Genomic DNA, 20642 nt, shown 5'->3' on the forward strand with positions numbered 1-20642 from the left:
TCGCCTGCCGGATCAAAAATAACCATAAAAAATCCGAGGTACTTCCTGTGGCCGTTGATATCGAAGATAGCCGCTCTGCGCGCTTTGCCCTGCGCTGTTCAAGCTTTGCCGAACGCTGGTTTCCCGATTCCTGGGTTTTCGCCGCGCTGGCCGTGATCATCGTCGCCCTGGCCACCCTGGCCATGGGCGCGAAACCCACCGATGCGGCGATGGCGTTTGGTGACGGCTTCTGGAGCCTGATCCCGTTCACCATGCAAATGGCCTTCGTGGTAATCGGCGGCTATGTAGTCGCCAGTTCGCCGCCCGCTGTAAAACTGATTGACCGGCTGGCGCGGATCCCGAAAAACGGCCGTTCCGCCGTGGCCTGGGTCGCGTTGATCTCAATGGTTGCGTCCCTGCTCAATTGGGGCCTGTCGCTGGTGTTCGGCGGTTTGCTGGTGCGCGCCCTCGCCCGCCGCACTGATCTGAAAATGGATTACCGCGCCGCCGGTGCTGCAGCTTATCTGGGCCTTGGCGCGGTGTGGGCGTTGGGCTTGTCGTCGTCGGCTGCACAGTTGCAGGCCAACCCCGCCAGCCTGCCGCCGTCGATCCTGTCGATCACCGGGGTGATTCCATTCACTGAAACGATTTTCCTCTGGCAGTCCGGCGTGATGTTGCTGGCGCTGATAGTGATCTCGATCATCATCGCCTACGCCACCGCCCCCGGGCCGAATTCGGCGCGCGACGCCAAGGCCTGTGGCATCGACCCGGCCTTCAACCTGCCACCGCTGCAACCGCGTACGCGTCCGGGTGAATGGCTGGAACACAGTCCGCTGCTGATCATCGTGCTGGTGCTGTTGGCAGCGGGATGGCTGTTCCATGAGTTTTCAACCAAACCGGCGATCACCGCGATTTCCGGGCTGAACACCTATAACTTCCTGTTCATCATGCTCGGCGCCTTGCTGCACTGGCGGCCGCGCAGTTTCCTCGATGCCGTCGCCCGCGCCGTGCCGACCACCACAGGCGTGTTGATCCAGTTCCCGCTGTACGGCTCGATTGCCGCGCTGATGACCACGGTCAAAGGCGCCGATGCGCAAACCCTGGCGCACCACATCTCAACGTTCTTCGTCAGCATCGCCTCCCACGACACTTATGCACTGTTGATGGGCGTGTACTCGGCGATTCTCGGTTTCTTCATTCCATCCGGTGGCGGCAAGTGGATTATCGAGGCGCCGTACGTGATGCAGGTCGCCAATGATCTGCAGTACCACCTCGGCTGGGCAGTGCAGATCTACAACGCGGCCGAAGCGCTGCCGAACCTGATCAACCCGTTCTACATGCTGCCGCTGCTCGGCGTACTCGGGCTGAAAGCGCGGGACCTGATCGGATTCTCCTTTGTGCAATTGCTGGTGCACACGCCGCTGGTGCTACTGTTGCTGTGGGCGTTGGGGACGACGCTGGCGTATACGCCGCCAGTGATGCCTTAACCCAAGCGGGGCGCAGTCATGATGGCCGCGCCCCACACTTTTCTCCTGAAACAGCTCTGTGTCGGGCTGCCTGTCGCAAATAATGGCTCAGAGCCATCATCCTGCTTTACCGCATCGCTCCCTCGGTAATATTCTGCGCGCCCATAAATGTTTCCATTTTTTACCAAGCGCAAAGGGAGTTCGTTGCAATGATCGTAGGGATTGACCTGGGAACCACCAACAGCCTGGTCGCCGTCTGGCGTGGCGATGCCACCGAGTTGGTGCCCAATGCCCTGGGTCAGTTCCTGACACCGAGCGTTGTCGGCCTGGATGATCAGGGCCGGATTCTGGTGGGTCAGGCGGCGCGCGAGCGTCTGCACACGCATCCGCGCCTGACCGCGTCGCTGTTCAAGCGCCACATGGGCAGCGCCACGCAAACGTATCTGGCCGACAAGGCGTTTCGCCCCGAAGAGCTGTCCGCGCTGGTGCTCAAGAGTCTGAAAGAAGACGTTGAACGCGCCTATGGCAAAACCGTCACCGAAGCCGTGATCAGCGTACCGGCCTACTTCAGCGACGCTCAACGCAAAGCCACGCGCATCGCCGGCGAACTGGCCGGGCTGAAGGTCGAGAAGCTGATCAACGAGCCGACCGCTGCCGCCCTCGCCTATGGACTGCACCAACGCGACAAGGAAACTTCGTTCCTGGTCTTCGACCTCGGTGGCGGCACGTTCGACGTATCGATTCTGGAGCTGTTTGAAGGGGTGATGGAGGTACGCGCCAGCGCCGGTGACAACTTCCTCGGTGGCGAAGACTTCGACACGGTGCTGCTGGAGCACTTCATCAGCCAGCACCGCTCGGCCGCCGACTTCCCTGAGCGCAGCAGCGTCATCCAGCCGCTGCGTCGCGAGGCCGAGCGCGTGCGCAAGGCGCTGGGCCAGGACGACAGCGCCGAATTCCGCTTGCAACTCGGTGAGCGGCAGTGGACGCACACCATCACCCAACAACAGTTGGCAACGCTGTACATGCCGCTGCTCGAACGCCTACGTGCGCCGATTGAGCGGGCGCTGCGCGATGCGCGCATCCGCGTCAGCGATCTGGACGAAATTCTGTTGGTCGGCGGCACCACGCGCATGCCGCTGGTGCGCAAACTCGCTGCCGGGCTGTTCGGCCGCTTCCCGTCGATCACCCTCGACCCGGATCAGGTCGTGGCACAGGGCGCGGCGATTCAAGCGGCACTCAAGGCTCGCGCTGCAGCGCTGGAAGAGGTGGTGCTGACCGATGTCTGCTCCTACACCCTGGGCATCGAGACCTCCACACAAGTCGGCCGTAACTATGAGAGCGGCCACTACCTGCCGATCATCGAGCGCAACAGCATCGTCCCGGTCAGTCGGGTGAAAACCGTGTACACCCTGCACGACAATCAGGAACAGGTGGTCGTGCGCATCTTTCAGGGCGAAAGCCGCCTGGTCAAAGACAACGTGGCACTCGGCGAACTGGACATCAAGGTGCCGAAACGCAAGGCCGGCGAAGTCGCTCTCGATGTGCGTTTCACCTACGACAACAACGGCCTGCTTGAAGCCCAGGTGAAAATCCCCCTGACTGGGCAACAGCATTCGCTGGTGATCGAGAACAACCCCGGCGTGCTCTCGCCGGAGGAAATCCAGCAACGCCTGCAGAACCTGGCACAGCTGAAAATTCATCCGCGCGAGCAGCAGGTCAACACGCTGTTGACTGCACGTCTGGAGCGCCTCTATCAGGAAAGCCTGGGCGATATGCGTGATCTGATGGGCGATTGGGCCAAGCAATTCCAGATAGCCCTCGACTCTCAGGACGAGCGCCAGATCCGCGAAGTGCGCACCGACTTGAGCCGACGCCTGAGCGAACTTGACCGCACCCCGTGGCAATAAGGAGCCTGACCATGGATTGCTGGTCGGTGCTGCACCTGCACGATGACGCTGAAGCGCGCGACATTAAACGCGCCTATGCGCGTCTGCTGAAAACCTTCCGCCCCGATGAGGATGCCGAGGGTTTCCAGCGTTTGCGCGAAGCCTACGAACAAGCGTTGGCGATTGCCCGGTGGCGCCTTGAAAACGCTGAGCCTGCGGACGAAGACGACGTCGCCGTGGCCACGGCTTCCAGCGCCTTTGCCGCACTGGCTCTCGATGCTGCGCTGGCAAACAACCGCAGCCACCCGCAAAACACCGCGTGGGATTTTGCCGATCTCGACATTCCGCCCGTCAACCCGGCAGCCCCGGAGCCTTTTGCGCCGCCGGCGAAGGATGATGCTTTGCCTGTCGAGCCTCTGACGGCGGCCCCGGACACAGAAGCGTATGTGCTTGAAACGCAAGCCGCACAGCAACTGCTCGAAGGCCTGTCGCCAGACAACCTCGACGAGCGTTGGGATCAGGCGCAACAGCAAGGCTGCGCCGAGGCGTTCGAAAGGCTGTTGCTGCAACGGTGTTTTGACCAGCCACATCTGCGCAGCCCAGTGCTGCACTGGGCCGTCGAGCAACTGGGATGGTTGGGGCCGTGGCAAGACGTGCTGATGAATGATCGTCAGCGTGACGGGCTCGCCGAGAGCCTGATGGCCGATTACCGAAACACCCTGCAAGCGCTGCTGGAAAGCCAGAGCGAGCGCGAATTCCTCAACGTGCTCAAACGCTACAGCGCCCAACCGTGGCTGCAGGTTTTCGATCGCCGCGAACAATGGCAGCAAACCCTGCTGCACTTGCTCAATGACAGCGAGTGGAGCGTGCCGCTGTTCGACCGCATCGGCCAACTGTTCGGCTGGGATCACAACAAAGGCCTGCACCCGCAACCGGACTGGCTCTGGGACAGACTGATCGAACGCTGCGATCAGGAAAGCTTCTATGACAATCTGCGGGGCAAGGCGGAAAGTGACCGCACGTGGGCGGCCGACGTTCAGGCCGCGCATCTGTTGATCAATCCGCTCAAGCCCCTGCAGCAGAAGAAGATCATTGATGGCTTTGGCCAGAATGAATGGCAGGCCTGCCATGACTTGTCGGAAAAGCTTGCTTGGCGCTTCCCCGAGCTGCTCGCACGTTTGCCCTATGCCGATGTTTTTTACTGGCGACGGTTCTTTCCACGGCCCATCGCCGCCGAGACCTGGGTACGGGTATGGGCGGCAATTGCCTTGGCGCTGTGCCTGTTCTATCTGGGTATTGAGAAAAGGGATGCCGCCAATCTCATCTTCATTCCGATGATCTTTGCCTGCGTACCGGTATGGTTTTTTCGCTTTGCATTGAGTTGGTGGGTGGTGCTCACGGCCCACGTGATCGTGCCGGATCTGTGGCTCACCGAGGGACTGATTCCGCGCAAATGGAACCCTGACACGCGCTGGCTGGTGATACGCCACGGGGTTCCGCAGGTGGTGATGCTGCTGTTGTTTTCGCTGATGCTCGGGCCGCTGGGCGCGCTCACTTATGTCGGCACGCTCCTGATCGGGCTGGTGCACAAACGCCGTATCGGTTCGCTCGATCCAGAACTGAGCAGCCGCCACCCTTGGCTGACCGCATTGCATTGGGCGCACTTCAGTCCGCTGCAATTGCTGTTTCTGGTGGTCATGACCGCCGTAACAGCGGCGAGCAGGCTCGGCTATTCGCTCACCCAGCTCATGCCCGGCTAGGAGCGCAACGACAAAACGCTCTGTCACCCAACCGTCATATTGCCTTGCTAGCGTCCGCCCGAAACATACTGAAACAATTAAGCAAGCGGGCTGACCGATGAAAGATGAAACAGACGGCACTGACGCACCTGAATCCAATCACCCCACCGACACCAGTCGCCGCCGCTTTCTCGGCGGCGTCGCGGTGCTCGGTGTCGGTGCCACGCTGGCCGGGTGTGGCAGCGCCAGCGATCAACCGGGCAAACCGACCGAACGCCCGCTGACGCCCGCCGAGCTGGACAAAGCCCTGCGCGACCAAGTGAAAACCGTAGTGGTGATCTACGCCGAGAACCGCAGTTTCAATAACCTGTTCGGTGATTTCCCCGGAGTCGAAAAGCCGCTGGCCGCGCTCAAGCCCGGCGACTATCAACAACGTGATCGCGACGGCTCGCTGCTGCAAACCCTGCCTACGGTCTGGGGCGGTGTGCTGCAGATCGGCCCGCAAACCCTTGATGGCGTGACTTACCCCAACGCCACGCAGTTTCAGGAAAACCTGCCCAACGCACCGTTCGCCCTCAAAGGCCCGAACGGGGAGGACTTGCCGTTCGGCCTGGTGACCCGCGACTTGTGGCACGTGTTCTATCAAAACCAAATGCAGATCAATGGCGGCAAGAACGATGGCTTCGTCGCCTGGGCCGACTCCGGCGGCTTGACCATGGGCCACTACGCCCAGAGCCGCTATTCCCTGCGCCTGTGGGATGTCGCGCAGGAATTCGTGCTGTGCGACAACTTCTTCCAGGGCGCCTTCGGAGGCTCGTTCCTCAACCACCAATACCTGATCAGCGCCACCGCGCCGTTCTATCCTGACGCGGCCAATTCGGTGGCCAAATCGCAGATCGCCGCGCTGCAAAGCAATGATCCGAGCGACCCGCGCCTCAAGCCGCTGGAGCAATCGCCGGCCAGCGCCATGACCGGCCCGCCGCAGTTCGGCCCAAGTGCACTGACCCCGGATGGCTTCGGCGTCAACACCCTCGCCCCACCCTACTGGCCGACGTGGATTCGCGACCCTGAACGCCCGGCGTATTCAAAAGCGGATCTGCCCAACGTGATGGTGCCGCAGACCCACGAACACATCGGCGACAAGCTGTCGAAAAAGCACATTGACTGGGCGTGGTATGCCGGCGCGTGGCAGGCGACGCTGGAGCAATACAAGGATTCCGGCGGCATTCCGAAAATCCCCAACTTCCAGTATCACCATCAGCCGTTCAACTACTTCAAGCAACAAGGCCCGGAGAACCCCGACGAGCGCAATAAACGCCTGCGCGATGCTGGCCTGGGCGATGAGTCGAGCAGCAACAAATTCTTCGCCGATGCCGAAGCGGGCAAGTTGCCGGCAGTGAGCTTCTACAAACCGCAAGGCAACCTGAACATGCACGCCGGTTATGCCGACGTGGCGTCCGGGGATCGGCACATCGTGCGTGCGCTGAAGGTGTTGCGTGAAAGTCCACAGTGGCAAAACATGGTGGTGATCGTCACGGTCGACGAGAACGGCGGCTGGTGGGATCACGTCGCGCCGCCCAAGGGCGACCGCTGGGGGCCGGGCTCGCGAGTGCCGGCGCTGGTAGTGTCGCCGTTTGCACGCAGGGGCACTGTGGATCATACGGTCTACGACACGGCATCGATCCTGCGGTTGATCACCCGTGTCTTCCAGTTGGAAACGCTCGACGGTCTCAAACAACGTGACGAGGCGATGGTTGCCCGGGGCCAGCAACCCATGGGCGATTTGACCAACGCCCTGCATTTTCCGGCCTGAAACCCAGCCCAGCGAGTTTGCGCAAAAATCTGCGGATGACAGCTTCTCTGTCAAACGCGGCTGATCCACTATGAGGCGCCCCCGACACGCGGGGAACCCACGCTGAAAAGGATCTGAGCATGTTCAAACTCGCAGGACTCACACTTGCCGCGCTGACGCTGAGCGCGGCCGCCCACGCCGATGTCGATCTGAAACTGGGCAGCACCGAACGCGTTACCCGCCTGTTCGCTTACCCCAACAATTGCAGCGTAATCTGCTTCCGCAACTGGACGCTGGAACAGACCGTCGCCCATTACCTGAGCCAGAGCGTGCAACGCGATGGTTATGCCGATGCCAAGGTGTTGGTAAAAACCGATAACGGCCAGCTCTACGCCGAGATCACCGGCGTGCCAAAGGATTACGACAAACCGCTGTCGGCGCTGTTGGACGCGGGAGATCTGGCCTACACCGGCGCCAGCAAACTCAACGCCGACGGTAAATGGGCCTACAGCTGGTACCTGTTCCTGCCGCTGGGCATGGCTTTGGAAAACCGTAAAAGTGTCGAGTTGCTGCACTTCCCGCCGGATTACTCGCTGACCCAAGCGCAGGACTATTTGCGTTCGAACACCACCGATCGTTGGGCGACGCTGCTGACTGACAATGGCATTCCTGCCGAGCAGACGCCGGCCTATCAAACCATCATCGATATCGCCCCGATCGCTGCGCCGTCCAATGCTGGCAGTGATCTGGAAGGCGTGTATGACTACTTCAAGGACTACCAGACCACCCTGGTCAAACAGTTCAGCCAGACCGCCAGCGGCACGACGCTGCCGATGGTCGCGTTCGGCGCGCCGGTGCGTAACTGGATCAAGCAGCAATACGGGCCAACCGTGAATGTCTTGGGCCTGGCGACGATCAGCCCGAGCGAAGGCGTGAAAGTGCCGGTGCTGGGTTCCAACCACCCGAGTTATATCTGGTACGCCGCTGACCCGAAAAGCTACACCGGCGACGACGCACAGGCCAAGGCTGATGCTGCGGGCCTGAAAGTCATGGGCCAGGATTTGAGCGCGGCCTGCTGGCAGGCGGGCATGGGCAGCAAACCAGGCAGCGATGCACAGGCCACGCTCAACAGTTGCACGCAGACGTGGCAGGTGACGCAGAAGGTCAAAACCTGCGAGTTGTTCTACACCTCGATCCGCAACCTGACCCCGGAACAGGCTGTCGCCAAGTGCGCGACCACTCCGATCAAGGCACAACTGAAGCAGTTGCAGGCACCGCTGCCTGCCACCGCCGTTCCCGCCCCGCACCTGTAATCGCTTGAAGCGCTCCCGTGTCAGCCAATGCTGACGCGGGAAAGCGTCTAACTCGCCTGTCAGATCTGACAGTAGACCAGCTATACCTAATACGACAAGATTGGATCCAAACAGAAGTGTTGCAGCACTGACAGGACGTCAACCCAGGAAGTCGCGAAACCTTGCGACAAGGACTGTTATGAATATCCACGCCATGGCGCAATCGTCGCCACGCGACACAGAGGGCATTTATCCCTTCGCCGGTCTTCCCGTGCGACTGGGATTTCCCGCCAGTACCGATTTCGAAATCATCCACGATGCGCACGCCAGCCCTATGGGGGTCGCGGCGCGGCGTGAGTTTCTGCAAAGCCATCGGATGTGCCGGGTGTCAGGGCAACTTCTGCCCTATCGCTGCCGACAGACCCGACAGATGCTGACGGGCATCCACATTTACGATCCGCGCTTTTGCGGTTTGATCGAACACGCCTGCGACCCCAACGTGTTTCTCGACATGAGCGAGCTGTGGTTGTGGGCGTTGAAAGATATCCACAGGGGGGAGCGGCTGACCATGGACTACGCCGCCACCGAAGACAAACTGCTGCATCAGTTTGCCTGCGGCTGCGGAGCCAAACGCTGTCGAGGGTGGATCACCGGTTACGACGAACCGCCCAGCATCGAGGGCCAGCACTTTTTACAGCGCTGGCGGCACTCGGGTTTGCGCTGAAAGGCCGTTTACAACGCGCCAACCGGACGCAAACGGTATTGCGGCGGCAATTGCTCGAAACCACTGATGGTGGTGTTCAGGCTTTTCCAGCGACCGTCCTTGATGCCGTAGATGCAACCGTGGATCGACAGGCTCTGCCCGCGATGCCAGGCGTTCTGGATGATGCTGGTGTGGGCGACGTTGGCCACTTGCTGGATCACGTTGAGTTCGCACATGCGATCAACCTGCTCTTCTTCAGTCGGCAACTTGGCCAGTTCTTCACGTTTTTCGTAGTACAGATCGCGGATCGAACGCAGCCAGCCGTCGATCAGACCGAACTGACGGTCCTGCATCGACGCGCGCACACCGCCGCAGCCGTAGTGGCCGGTGACGAGAATGTGTTTAACCTTGAGCACGTCGACCGCGTACTGGATCACCGACAGGCAATTGAGGTCGGTGTGCAGCACCACGTTGGCGACGTTGCGGTGCACAAACAGATCACCCGGCAGCATGCCGACGATCTCGTTGGCCGGCACACGTGCGTCGGAACAGCCGATCCACAGATATTCCGGCGTTTGCTGGCGCGCCAGCTTGGCGAAGAAATCCGGGTCTTCCTTGGTGATCGCGTCAGCCCAACGCTCGTTGTTATCAATCAGGTCTTGTAAGTCGTGCATGCTGTAAGGCCTCAAGAAAGATGCGCTGCTTTGACAGACGACCGCCCGTCGGGGTCACGCCGTCACCGCAAGTGATTTCATTGGAATTCTCGTGTGCCCGGTGAGTCCACCTAAGTAAGGCCCACAGTATGAGGAATTGCCATGACTGATTCACAACGCCCTTACGATGCGGTGCAACCAGAGCCCATCGATGATAACGAAGACCGCATGGGTTCGGTGCATGAGCTGGATTTCGACGAAGACGAACCCAGTGCGAAAATCGGTGATGAAATCCCCGAGCGTGAACGTGAACAGTTGATGCCCCGTGAGCGTGTACGAGAGGCGGGCATGACCGGGGCTTCGGTCAGTGATCATGAGCCGACTGACGATGACCTGAGCCCGGAAACGCTGATCCATGAAGATGGCGCGCGGGACGCCGAAGAGGCCGGGGAAGGCAATCAGGCCGATTGGGACTTGAGCATCGTCGATGAAGATGACATTGGCGGAGGCAACGGGCTGGATGAGGCGGAACTGGCGCGGCGCGATCCGCTGGATGGCAACCGTTGATCATCAGTGCCTGAGAGGACGTCTTCGCGAGCAAGCTCGCTCCCACAGGTTTTTGGTTTGATCACAAAATTTGTGTGCGAATCAAATCCACTGTGGGAGCGAGCTTGCTCCGGGGGGCGTTCCGACGAAGCTTTTAAGCAGGATCAGTCAACCAGGGTGCAGGCCATGACCACAGCATCTTCGCGCCCACCCACCGCCGGATAATAATCCCGACGCCGGCCAATCTCGTTGAAGCCATAACGTTCATACAACTTGAACGCCCCCGTATTGCTGTCACGCACTTCCAGAAAACATTCCCGCGCCGAAGCCGCATAGGCCCGCGACATCAGATGCTCGAGCAACGTCAGCCCCAGCCCGCGCCCCTGATTTTCCGGTTTGACGGTAATGTTGAGCAGATGCGCCTCATCCAGAATGATCTGCACCACCCCGTGGCCAACCTGTTGCTCACCTTCGAACATCAGCCAGATCTGGTATTTACCCAGGCCGTCGAGAAAAATCCCCCGGGTCCACGGATGGCTGTACGCGGCGTACTCGATTTTCAGCACGGTTTCCAGATCCGCCTCTGTCATCGGGCGGAACGATACAGCGTCACTCATTCGATTCTATCCAGCGCGCCATCAGCCGACGCATGGCTTGCCACACAGCGGCCTTGCGCTGTGGCTCTTCCATTAACAATTCCAGACCGGGAATGGCCCAGGCCGAGCGCAGACCTTCGATCTGCAATTCACGATTGAACGCTTCGGCATCCGCTTCACCGGCAAAACGCACCGCCGGCAAGCCGATCAGCCACAGACAGGCGCAGGGTGCGGCTTCCATTTGCACGGAAAGGAAACCCTGAACGAAATCACGCGCCGCCTCCGGGCCTTGATCCATGGTGCCGCGATTGAGCCACGGCCAGCGCACCGGCTCACCGACGATTTGCGGCGCATCCGGCAGACCGGCGGCGCGCAGCATGTCTTTCAGCAGCAAATAGGCGGGATCACGGCTCTGGAACGGTTCGCCTGTGGGTAACTCGACCAGCAGCAGGCATCGCCCGGCGCGCAGTAATTGCAGGGCGAAACGCGGTGGTGGCACCGGTGCCGGTTTGGCGACGACTGGCGTGTCGTCGGCCTCTTCTACCGGTTTGGCGTTGGTTCGTGTGCTGGCCAGCGAAGGACGCGGCACCTCGATCTTCGGCCGCTCACTCGGACGCGCAGCCGGTGCTGCCGGGGCTTCGGCCTGCGGAGCAAGCACGACCGGCGCCTCTACCTCGGGCTCGGGCATGTCCAGCAGCTCGGGCCGCGACGGTGCGGCGAAGGGCAATTCGGTGCGCGGCAGCCAGTTGACCACCTGCATGGCGTTCAAATAGGCGCGGCGGCGGGACTCGATTAGCAAGGGTCGGCCACTTGTGGATAACTGAAGTGCGCTGATTCTACCGCCCTTCGTTCAAGATCGCCCGTTGTAGATCGATACTCTTTCACGAGGCGCTTTACCCACGCTCTTTATACAAAGAATGCGACAGCCCGTCCCGAGAGTGAATCGCATCCTTCGTGATGCAGTACAATCGCCGCTTTTCATTGCCAACCAGCCGGGCATTCCGATGATCGAACCCAAGCGCGTCTTGCGCGCCCTCGCTGAACACTGGGCACTGCTTGAGCCACTGTGTGAGCACTTCGACCAAGGCACATTGAGCCTCAACGAACTGCGCTCGCAACTGGCCGCCCAACAACTGGACAGCACGCCGCAGGACATCACCAGCCTGCTCGACGTGTGGATTCGCCTCGATATCCTGATTCCGGTGGCGAAAAGCCCGAACCGTTTCGAGCTGAACGCACAGATCCACGATTTCCTCGCTTATCTGCGTCGCGAGCACCGACTGGGCCTGTGCCTGGAAATCGAAGCCTATTTGCGTCACCTCGAACGTCTGGCCGGTTACATCCAGGACGCATTCGAAGTCCGCGATGGCCACGACCTCGCCCGCCAGTTGCGCCTGCTCGACATGCGCGTGCGCGACGTACTGAAGAAGCTCGACAACGACGAACAGGCGCTGGTCGCCGTCGCCGAGCGCGCGAAGACCAGCGACCGGCAGATTCCATTGCGTCAGCGTTATGCCGAAGTGTTGGCAACGTGGGACGAATACGTCGAGCCGATGATCGATCTGGTGAACGCCGACGGCGCCTTCGAACAAGGCGTGCGCAAAGTCGAAACCGTATTGCTGAAGATGCTCAGCGAACAGCAGCGTCTCGGCCATCTGGTCGATGACGACATGCTGCTGCGCACCCACGCACGCATCCTCGAGATGCAGACCAGCGCCCAACTGACGTTGCGTCACGCCCGCGAACTGCTGCTGCCGCTGCGTGAAGAAGCGCGCCGGCACAACGCGGTGACCCGTGGTGCCGCGTTAGCCCTGGCAGCGATTCGCCGTAAAGGCATCGACGCCGTGCCGCAAGCCGCGATGCCGCTGTTCACCCGCCCGCAAAGCACCTTCCTCGGCAGCGCCAGTCAGGTCGAAGCCTACGTCTATGCGTTGGCGCGTTTCGAGCCAAAACCGGCGCGTTTCCCCAAGGCGCACAAGACCCAGAAAGGCGAAGCCCCACGCGCGCCCCGCACCGTGCGCGAGATGGTCGACCGCTGCGAAGAAGCCTTGCCGATGCCGGATCTGATGACCTGGCTGCTCGAGCAGGAACCGGACGGCGCCACCGACGAATTGCTCTACTGGTTCTCGCGCCTGTCGCGGGAAAAACGCTTCAAGCGCGAGCGTCTGGAACGCCGCGAATACCACACTCACGAGCACCAGGTCAGCCTGCGCTCCTTCGCCCTGCTCTCGGCCAGCGACAGCGCCGCCGAGAATTCTGCGAGCATCCCCAATGCATCTTGATCTTTCCGAACTGTCGCAACTCGCGCCGATCTTCCGCGAGCTGTTCAAGGGTTACCACGTCAGCCGCCGCGATCCGGAGCTGTACGCGCAACTGTCGAACTTCCAGGATCAGTACCGCACGCTGTTCAAGGCGCTGGGTTTTGAACTGGTCTGCGACACCCGTGGTTTCTACTACTTTGTGCCGGACATGGCCGCTGCGGCGGTAAACAAGACTGCGCAGCGTCTGGCGCTGTTCACCTTTATCCTCGTCGAGCATCTGGCCGATCAGGGCCGCGATCCGATCGCCGTGCTCGATGGCGGCAGCCTCGGCCGTGAAGAACTGCCATCGCTGCTGGAGAAGTACCGCGACCTGTTCATTCAGGCCGAGGTGCAGACCGTTGAAGAGCTCGAAGAAAAGATCATGCGCCGCATGACTCAACTCGGTTTTGCCAGCGAAGAAAACGGCGTTTATCGCTTCCTGCCGCCAATGCACCGTTTCCTCGACGTGTGCCTGTCGGTACAGCAGGACCGCGATCTGGCGGCCAGCGTGCACAGCGTATTGCCGCTGCCGGCACCGGTGCTGATCGACGAAGCGGCGGAAGCCAAATTCCTCGAAACCGACGATCCGCTCGATCTTTCAGAGTTTGAAGAGGAAAGCGAAGAAGACGCACTGGCCCGCGCCATTGCCGAAGAACAGGAGTCCGACGCATGAGCCAGGAACGCTACGGCATCCGCCGCTTTGCCCTTTTGAACACCGCCGGTTACAGCCTCGGCCTGTTCCCGCTGGAAGAACCGCTGTCGGTTTACGGCGCGAACAACCTCGGTAAATCGGCGTCGATCAACGCCCTGCAATTCCCGATTCTGGCGCGCATGTCGGACATGAGTTTCGGCAAGTACAGCCTCGAACAATCGCGGCGCTTCTACTTCGCTTCCGACACCAGCTACATCCTTGTCGAAGTGAACCTGCCGCACGGTCCGCACGTGATCGGCGTGGTCGGTCGTGGCCCGGGCGGTGGTTTCGGTCACCAGTTCTTTGCCTATGCCGGCAAACTCGATCTGGCGCATTACCAGAAGAACGACACCTGCCTGCGCCAGAAAGAGCTGTTCAGCAACCTTGAGAAAGAAGGCCTGAAAGCCTACGAACTCAAGCCGGACGAACTGCGTCGTTTGCTGGTTGGCGGTCACACGTCGATCCCGCTCGACCTGACGCTGATCCCGCTGCGCTCCACCAGCGAGCAGAGCCTGAAGACCTTCCGCGCGCTGTTCATCAACCTGCTGCACATGCGCGAAATCACTGCGGCCAAGTTGAAGCAGTTGTTCCTCGACGCCTTCGAACACAGCCTGCGTTCCGGCAGCGTCGATTACATCGCCGCGTGCGAAGAAGCTTTCCGCGACGTGCGCCGGATGGAACAGGACTACAACTCGCTGGTCGCCGCTGGCCCGCTGGTTGAGGCCTTGGCCAACGGCGTGAAACAGCGCGACGTGCTGCGCGGCAAACTGCATCGCCTATCGCCGCTGCTCGATTCGTTGCTCGGCACCTGGTCGGACTACGCCAGTGCGCGCAAAGAAGAACTGACCATTCAGGCTGACCACTACCGTGGCGAGCAGGACAGCCTGCAAAACGATCAGCGCGGCGGCACTCAGGAGTTGATGCGTCTGGAGCGGGAGATTTCCGGCATCCAGCGCTGGCTCGGCGAATTGTCGGTACTGAAGAATCGCTTCGCGCTGGTAGATGACGTCAAAGTGCTCGAGCAACAATTGCTCGCGGCCAAAGACGCGCATGACGAATTGGCCGGTGCTCTGGCGCAATCGCGCCAGTTCAGTGCTGAAGATCTGGAAGAGCGCGTGCGCGATCTGGAAAAACGCCTGAAGTCGGTGAAGCAACAACTCGATCACGCCGACAACAACAGCTACGCCCGTCTGCGCGAAGAGTTCTCGCAGCAGGACGTCGAGCGTTTGATGCGCCTGTTCAACAGCGCGCTGTTCAGTCTGCCGCTGGGCGAACACGGCATTACCCTCGACGACGATGGCGAGTGGGTCAAATCGGTTGAGCTGATTCTCGACGGCTTCAAGGGCGAGCGTTTTGAAGTGCCTGGCCTGTCGATCGACATCTCGCACATCGAGCCGCCGGCGCTGCAAGCCTTGGCTGACCGTGCCGCGCTGCGCGATCAGAAAGAGCGTCTGGAAAAAGAGCTCAAGCAACTCAAGACTCAACAGGCTGTAGCCGCCGACCGCGCCGCGAGCAAAACCCAGACCGAAGCGCTGTACCAGCAAGTGCTGGACGCGCAGAAGGCGCTGGAAGATTTCCGCCGCACCCAGACTCTGAGTGCCGAGGAAGGCGACAAGCTCGAGCAACTGGCGCAGATGGAAGGCGCCCAGGACGAACTCAAGCGTTCCAGCGATGCGTTCACCGAGCGCGTCCAGCAACTGTCGGCCAAGCTGCAACTGGTCGGCCGCCAGATCGCTGACATGGAAGCCAAGCAACGCACCCTCGACGATGCGCTGCGCCGTCGTCAGCTGCTACCGGCGGATCTGCCGTTCGGTACGCCGTTCATGGATCCGGTCGATGATTCGATGGACAACCTGTTGCCGCTGCTCAACGACTATCAGGACAGCTGGCAAGGCTTGCTTCGCGCCGATGGTCAGATCGAAGCGCTGTACGCGCAAGTGCGTCTGAAAGGCGTGGCCAAGTTCGACAGCGAAGACGACATGGAGCGCCGTCTGTCGCTGCTGATCAACGCTTACGCGCACCGTACCGATGAGGCGCTGACCCTGGGCAAGGCCCGTCGCGCGGCGGTCACCGACATCGCCCGGACCCTGCGCAACATTCGCAGCGACTACGACAGCCTCGAGCATCAACTGGCGCTGTTCAACCGCGAGATCAACAAGCGTCAGGTGTCCAACCTGCAGAGCTTCCGCATCGTCCTTGCGCCGAACAAGGAAGCGCTCAAGCACATCGACCAGATCATCCACAGCGCCGGTCAGTACGAAGAAGGCGAAACCCTGTCGGTGTTCGATCTGAGCCAAAGCGCCGAGCAGGACAACAAGAACGAAGAGGCCAAGGAATACCTGGCACGGCTGGTGGCGGCAAACCACAACCAGCTCGGCCTCAAGGACTTGTTCGAACTGGCCTTCGAGATCACCAAGGTCAACGGCCAGCCAGTGATCCACACCGACATCGATGGCGCGGCGTCCAACGGCACGACCATGACCATCAAAGCGCTGACCAACATGTACTTGTTGCTGCACTTGATGGACCGCGATCAGGCCGGTCGCGTACGTCTGCCGTACTACCTTGATGAAGCAGCGGATATCGACGAGAAGAACCAGGCTGCGCTGCTGGAAACCAGTCTGCAACTGGGTTTCGTGCCGATTCTGGCGAGTGTGAAGCCGCAGGTCTGCGCCAGTGTCGCGATCGACCTGGAAGGCGGCAGCGGCCCGGCGGGCATCTACATCGATGAGGCGGACTGGAAGTACATCCGTCGCCATGATGTGGTCAAGGCAACGCTGAATGTTGAAGCGGATGAACCGGAGCTGGATGCGGTTTGATCGGCATTAACTGAAGGCAAAAAAAGGGCCGCGATCTGCTGGGATCGCGGCCCTTTTTTATGGTTTGGGGTTTGTGTTGAATTAAAGGGCCTCTTCGCGAGCAAGCTCGCTCCCACATGAAACGCATTCCAAATGTGGGAGCGACGGTGCGACGATTCGACTTGCTCGCGAAGGCGTCTTAATAGACGCCACATCAACTTCGGGTTACTTACCGAGGGAAATCTTCGGCGCCCACGTCAGCCACTCATCCTCAAACTTGTCGAACAACGGGAACGTCTGCTCAGGGCGCGCCGGATTGCCCATGCGCTCACCGTCCGGCGTGGCGAAGGCGATGCCACCCTGAATCGCCGTCTCCAGCGACTCGGTGCGCACTGTCAGCCCATTGAACAAACCGATATCAAACCCGACACCACTGGTGTTCCAGAAACGGCTACCGCTGCGCACCAACGGTGCGTATTTCGGCTCGATCAGAATGTGCACCAACACTCGATCAGCGGTCTGGCCCAGTTCATAACCGGTGACTTTGCCCACGGTAATTTCACGGTAAGTCACTGGCACACCCGGTTTCAGCGAACCACGACGGGCCGCGCTCAAGACCAGACTCAGACCCGCCTCTTGCTTGGTCACTTCCGGCGCATTGGCCAGGGCCACGAAGTTCTTCTGCGGCCCCAGATTCTTCGCCGCCGGTTGCACTTCCACGTATTTTCCGGTCACCAGGGTTTCCAGATTTTCTGTCTTGATCAGGCCCAGCTCAGGTTTGACCACCCAGAATTGGCTGCCGACCCGGGCGATCTTCTCCGGCACTTCGGTAATCCGCGCCGTGAGGATCACCGATTGCAGATCATCGGTCAGATCGACGCTTTCAATCTTGCCGACATCCAGTCCCTTGAAGCGCACCGGGGTGCCACTGCGCAGACCATCAGCGCGATCGACTTTGATCGTCACCACCGCGCCTTTCTGATTCGCCTCATCATGGTTGGCGAACAGGCGGAAACGTGGAATACGCTTCTGCAACGGCGCCTTGGCCTGCGGTGTTTCAAAAGCGATGCCACCGGCCATCAGGGTCTGCAGCGATTCGCTCTTCACTTGAATGCCGCCGGTCAGTCCGCCGGTCAGCGTGATGCCGCTGACATTCCAGAAGCGCGTCGACGCATTGACCAGGTTTTCGTATTCCTTCTCGATGTGAACACCGATGACCAGTTGCTTGCGAGTCTTGGAAAACTGGTAGCTCTGCACCGAACCGACCTTGACCTGCTTGTACAGAATCGGACTGCCAACATCGATGGAGCCAAGGACATCGGTGAACAACACCAGGTGCAGCCCCGGCGAACGCAGATCCAGCGGCGGCGCCTTCGGCCGAGCCTCGAACTCGCGTTTCGGCGCAGCGCCCTTGTCACCCGGGCGCACGGCGATGTAGTTACCTTTCACCAGCGCTTCCAGCCCGGTGATACCGGCCAGAGAAATCGACGGTTTGACCACCCAGAACTGGGTGCCATCGACCAGATAGTCTTCGGCCAACGGATCAAGAGTCAGCTCGGCAGTGGCGCTGTTCAGATCCGGGTCGATCTTCAATGCTTTCAGGTTGCCGACCTGAATGCCTTTGTACATGACTGGCGTGCGGCCAGCCTGCAGGCCTTCGAAGTCGCTGAGTTTGACCTTCACCCGGATCCCGGCCGCAGCAGCATCGAAATCTTCGTAGAGACGGAACGGCAGGCTCGGATCGGTCGGCGGGCTGTCCTTGCGGTTCTCCGGCGTGGCGAAGGCGATACCACCGGCGACGATGCTGGCCAGCGATTCGCTGCGCACTTTCACCCCGGACAGGTTGGCGTCGATGCTGATGCCGCTGGCGTTCCAGAAACGCGTGTGTTTGCGCACCAGTTTGGCGTAGGTCGGCTCAATGAAGACTTTCAGCTCAACGGTGCTTTGATCTTCCGAAAGCACGTAGCTTTTGATCTGGCCAACCTTGATCTGTTTGTAGAACACCGGACTGCCACGGTTCAGCGAACCGAGACGATCGGCCTTGATGGTCAGATGCAGGCCGGGTTTGGCATCCGACAGCGGCGGCTCTTCGGCCAGCGCCTTGAACTTGCGCACAGGTTCGCCTTCGCCAGGGCTGATGGCCACGTAGTTACCGGAGACCAGGGTTTCCAGACCGGTGATGCCGGCCAGGGTCACGCTCGGCTTGACCAGCCAGAAACGCGTGCTGGTCTTGAGGTATTGCTCGACGTCTTTGTTCATCTCGACGGTGGCGATCACGCCTTTGGAGTTGCCTTCGTCGTCGAGTTTGAGCGCCTTGACCTTCCCGACCGACATGCCTTTGTACATGACCTCGGTCTTGTTGGCCTGGATGCCTTCGCCACTCTCGAAGCGGATCTGGATCTCGATACCGGTTTCGGAGTAGGCACGCCAGCCGAGCCAGCCGCCGATGATCAGCGCGATCAGAGGCAGTACCCAAATGGCAGACCAGTTCGAGGCCGGTCGGGTTTTCGCTACGGGCAAATCAGTCATGGTCGTCGTCCGACTCCGTGTTATCCCAAATCAGTCGGGGATCGAAAGTTACTGCGGCGAGCATCGTCAGAATCACCACACTGGCGAAGGCGATGGCGCCAAGATTGGCTTCGACACTGGCAAGCCGGCCGAAGTTGACGACCGCCACGAGAATGGCGATCACAAAAATATCGAGCATCGACCAGCGGCCAATAAACTCGATAAAACGGTACATCCAGATGCGCTGACGGGCGGACAACGGCTGACGTCGTTGCACCGAAAACAGCAGCAGCGCGATGCCCACCAGTTTGAAGGTCGGCACCAGAATACTGGCGATAAACACCACCGCAGCAATCGGAATCATGCCGTGCTGCACCAACTGGATCACGCCGGACATGATAGTGCTCGGATCACCCTGACCCAAAGAACTGACAGTCATGATTGGTAAGACGTTGGCCGGAATATAGATGATCGCTGCCGTGATCAGCAGTGCCCAGGTGCGGGTGAGGCTGTTTGGACGCCGGGCATGAACCAGTGCACCGCAACGGGTGCAGGTTTGCTCGTCGGTGTCGGCTTCTTGCTTGTTCAATTCGTGGCATTCGGTACACACCAGAATGCCCGCATCAATCGCCCGCATGAGCGTCCTCTCCTGATAACGCCTGCCAGATCTGATGCGGTGACATCACCACTTCCAGCCAGACCTGTACCAACAACAAACCAATGAAACATACCAGGCCAAGACCAACGGTGATCGCTGCCATATCAGCCAGTTTGACGATCGCCACCAGTACGCCCATGAGGTAGACCTCGAGCATTCCCCAGTCTTTGAGGTGGTGGTAAATGCGATAGAGCAACAAGCCGTAACTGCGGCCGATATCGAAATGGATCGTCAGCAATACGAATAACTGGCACAGCAACTTGAGCAGCGGTATGGCCATGCTGCACAGGAATACGACAATGGAAACACCCTGCATGTCGGTGTTGAACAGGCCGAGCACGCCGCTCCAGACCGTATCCTGCGAAGATTGTCCGAGGATATTGAGTTGCATGATCGGTAAAAAGTTTGCCGGGATGTACAGCAATAATGCTGCAATCACCAAGGCGAGGCTGCGCTGCACCACGTTATGGCGGTGGGCATACAACTCGTAACCGCAGCGTGGGCAGAGCGCTTTCTCGCCATGGGCAAGCGTTGGCTTACGCATCAGCAGGTCGCACTCGTGACAGGCCACCAAGTCTTCCAGCGGTAAATCTGACAGCCCGGGGGCGTCAACCGACTCTGACATAAAGGCTCTGGCTCCGAATAAGGTGGGGCTATTCTAGTGTTCTGATTCGAAAATAACTGTGCAAATTTGTTCGTTGTCGCGAGTAAAAAACTTTCCTGCGGGCAAAACAAAACCCCAACTGCTTTCGCAATTGGGGTTTCGGAATTTAATCTTGACGATGACCTACTCTCACATGGGGAAACCCCACACTACCATCGGCGATGCATCGTTTCACTGCTGAGTTCGGGATGGGATCAGGTGGTTCCAACGCTCTATGGTCGTCAAGAAATTCGGGTACTGACTCGTGACCTTGTGGTCTCGCTTCAGCAAATTGGGTATGTGACAGCTTTCGGCGTTTGTGAACATCGAACTTTCGGTTCGTTTCGTCTTCACACACCGCAATCTGGTCTCTTCGACGCAAATTGCTTGGG

General features: G+C 59.9%; 16 protein-coding genes and 1 rRNA gene. 10 read left to right on the top strand and 7 right to left on the bottom strand.

The window, feature by feature from the left end:
• The first annotated feature begins 47 nt into the window (after positions 1-47).
• The 6 genes from CLU80_RS08490 to CLU80_RS08515 all read left to right on the top strand — a co-directional run bounded on the left by CLU80_RS08490 (position 48) and on the right by CLU80_RS08515 (position 8878).
• A complete protein-coding gene (locus CLU80_RS08490; RefSeq protein WP_099757186.1) occupies positions 48-1466 on the top strand; it encodes a short-chain fatty acid transporter in 1419 nt (472 codons plus the stop codon).
• A gap of 188 nt (positions 1467-1654) precedes the next feature.
• A complete protein-coding gene (locus tag CLU80_RS08495; RefSeq protein WP_099757187.1) occupies positions 1655-3352 on the top strand; it encodes a molecular chaperone HscC in 1698 nt (565 codons plus the stop codon).
• An 11-nt stretch (positions 3353-3363) separates the two neighbouring features.
• Positions 3364-5091: a J domain-containing protein gene (locus CLU80_RS08500; RefSeq protein ID WP_099757188.1), complete on the top strand. Its 1728-nt coding sequence runs from the start codon at positions 3364-3366 to the stop codon at positions 5089-5091.
• 97 nt (positions 5092-5188) lie between these two features.
• Positions 5189-6883, top strand: a complete 1695-nt coding sequence (locus CLU80_RS08505; protein WP_099757189.1) for an acid phosphatase — start codon at positions 5189-5191, stop codon at positions 6881-6883.
• A gap of 119 nt (positions 6884-7002) precedes the next feature.
• A complete protein-coding gene (locus tag CLU80_RS08510; RefSeq protein WP_093441527.1) occupies positions 7003-8175 on the top strand; it encodes a hypothetical protein in 1173 nt (390 codons plus the stop codon).
• Positions 8176-8353: 178 nt separating this feature from the next.
• On the top strand, positions 8354-8878 hold the full coding sequence (locus tag CLU80_RS08515) for an SET domain-containing protein-lysine N-methyltransferase (protein ID WP_093441532.1): 525 nt from the start codon (positions 8354-8356) through the stop codon (positions 8876-8878).
• 8 nt (positions 8879-8886) lie between these two features.
• On the opposite strand, the gene can is transcribed toward CLU80_RS08515, so the two are convergent.
• Positions 8887-9531, bottom strand: coding sequence for a carbonate dehydratase (can, locus tag CLU80_RS08520; protein ID WP_007912954.1), 645 nt, complete (start codon positions 9529-9531; stop codon positions 8887-8889).
• 141 nt (positions 9532-9672) lie between these two features.
• Between can and CLU80_RS08525 the strand changes: the two genes are divergently transcribed.
• Entirely contained in the window at positions 9673-10077 is a 405-nt protein-coding gene (locus CLU80_RS08525) for a serine kinase/phosphatase (RefSeq protein ID WP_099757190.1), read from the top strand.
• Between the two features lie 143 nt (positions 10078-10220).
• Here the strand turns inward: CLU80_RS08525 and rimI are convergent, their stop codons facing one another.
• Both rimI and CLU80_RS08535 read right to left on the bottom strand, forming a co-directional pair.
• Complete coding sequence (rimI, locus tag CLU80_RS08530) at positions 10221-10673, bottom strand: ribosomal protein S18-alanine N-acetyltransferase (protein WP_007912963.1); 453 nt, start codon at positions 10671-10673, stop codon at positions 10221-10223.
• Positions 10666-11412 (bottom strand): energy transducer TonB, encoded by a 747-nt coding sequence (locus CLU80_RS08535; protein ID WP_099757191.1) that lies wholly within the window; start codon positions 11410-11412, stop codon positions 10666-10668. The genes rimI and CLU80_RS08535 overlap by 8 nt, the downstream gene beginning before the upstream one ends.
• A 244-nt stretch (positions 11413-11656) precedes the next feature.
• Between CLU80_RS08535 and mksB the strand changes: the two genes are divergently transcribed.
• Genes mksB through mksF form a run of 3 tightly spaced genes read left to right on the top strand, consistent with a single transcriptional unit; the run spans position 11657 to position 16462 of the window.
• Entirely contained in the window at positions 11657-12934 is a 1278-nt protein-coding gene (gene mksB, locus CLU80_RS08540) for an Mks condensin complex protein MksB (RefSeq protein WP_007912967.1), read from the top strand.
• Positions 12924-13625: an Mks condensin complex protein MksE gene (gene mksE / locus CLU80_RS08545; protein ID WP_007912968.1), complete on the top strand. Its 702-nt coding sequence runs from the start codon at positions 12924-12926 to the stop codon at positions 13623-13625. The genes mksB and mksE overlap by 11 nt, the downstream gene beginning before the upstream one ends.
• Positions 13622-16462 (top strand): Mks condensin complex protein MksF, encoded by a 2841-nt coding sequence (gene mksF, locus CLU80_RS08550; protein WP_093441541.1) that lies wholly within the window; start codon positions 13622-13624, stop codon positions 16460-16462. Before mksE ends, mksF begins: the two co-directional genes overlap by 4 nt.
• A 204-nt stretch (positions 16463-16666) precedes the next feature.
• Here the strand turns inward: mksF and CLU80_RS08555 are convergent, their stop codons facing one another.
• The 4 genes from CLU80_RS08555 to rrf form a co-directional block, all read right to left on the bottom strand.
• Positions 16667-18970, bottom strand: coding sequence for a PqiB family protein (locus CLU80_RS08555; RefSeq protein ID WP_093441546.1), 2304 nt, complete (start codon positions 18968-18970; stop codon positions 16667-16669).
• A complete protein-coding gene (locus tag CLU80_RS08560) occupies positions 18963-19586 on the bottom strand; it encodes a paraquat-inducible protein A (protein WP_093441551.1) in 624 nt (207 codons plus the stop codon). Before CLU80_RS08560 ends, CLU80_RS08555 begins: the two co-directional genes overlap by 8 nt.
• Entirely contained in the window at positions 19573-20232 is a 660-nt protein-coding gene (locus tag CLU80_RS08565) for a paraquat-inducible protein A (protein WP_099757192.1), read from the bottom strand. Before CLU80_RS08565 ends, CLU80_RS08560 begins: the two co-directional genes overlap by 14 nt.
• 149 nt (positions 20233-20381) lie before the next feature.
• Positions 20382-20497: ribosomal RNA gene (rrf, locus tag CLU80_RS08570) — 5S ribosomal RNA — on the bottom strand.
• Between the last annotated feature and the right edge of the window lie 145 nt (positions 20498-20642).

Origin of the sequence: Pseudomonas sp. 29 (assembly GCF_002754355.1) — a bacterium.
In the GTDB taxonomy this organism is placed as follows: Bacteria; Pseudomonadota; Gammaproteobacteria; order Pseudomonadales; family Pseudomonadaceae; genus Aquipseudomonas; species Aquipseudomonas neuropathica.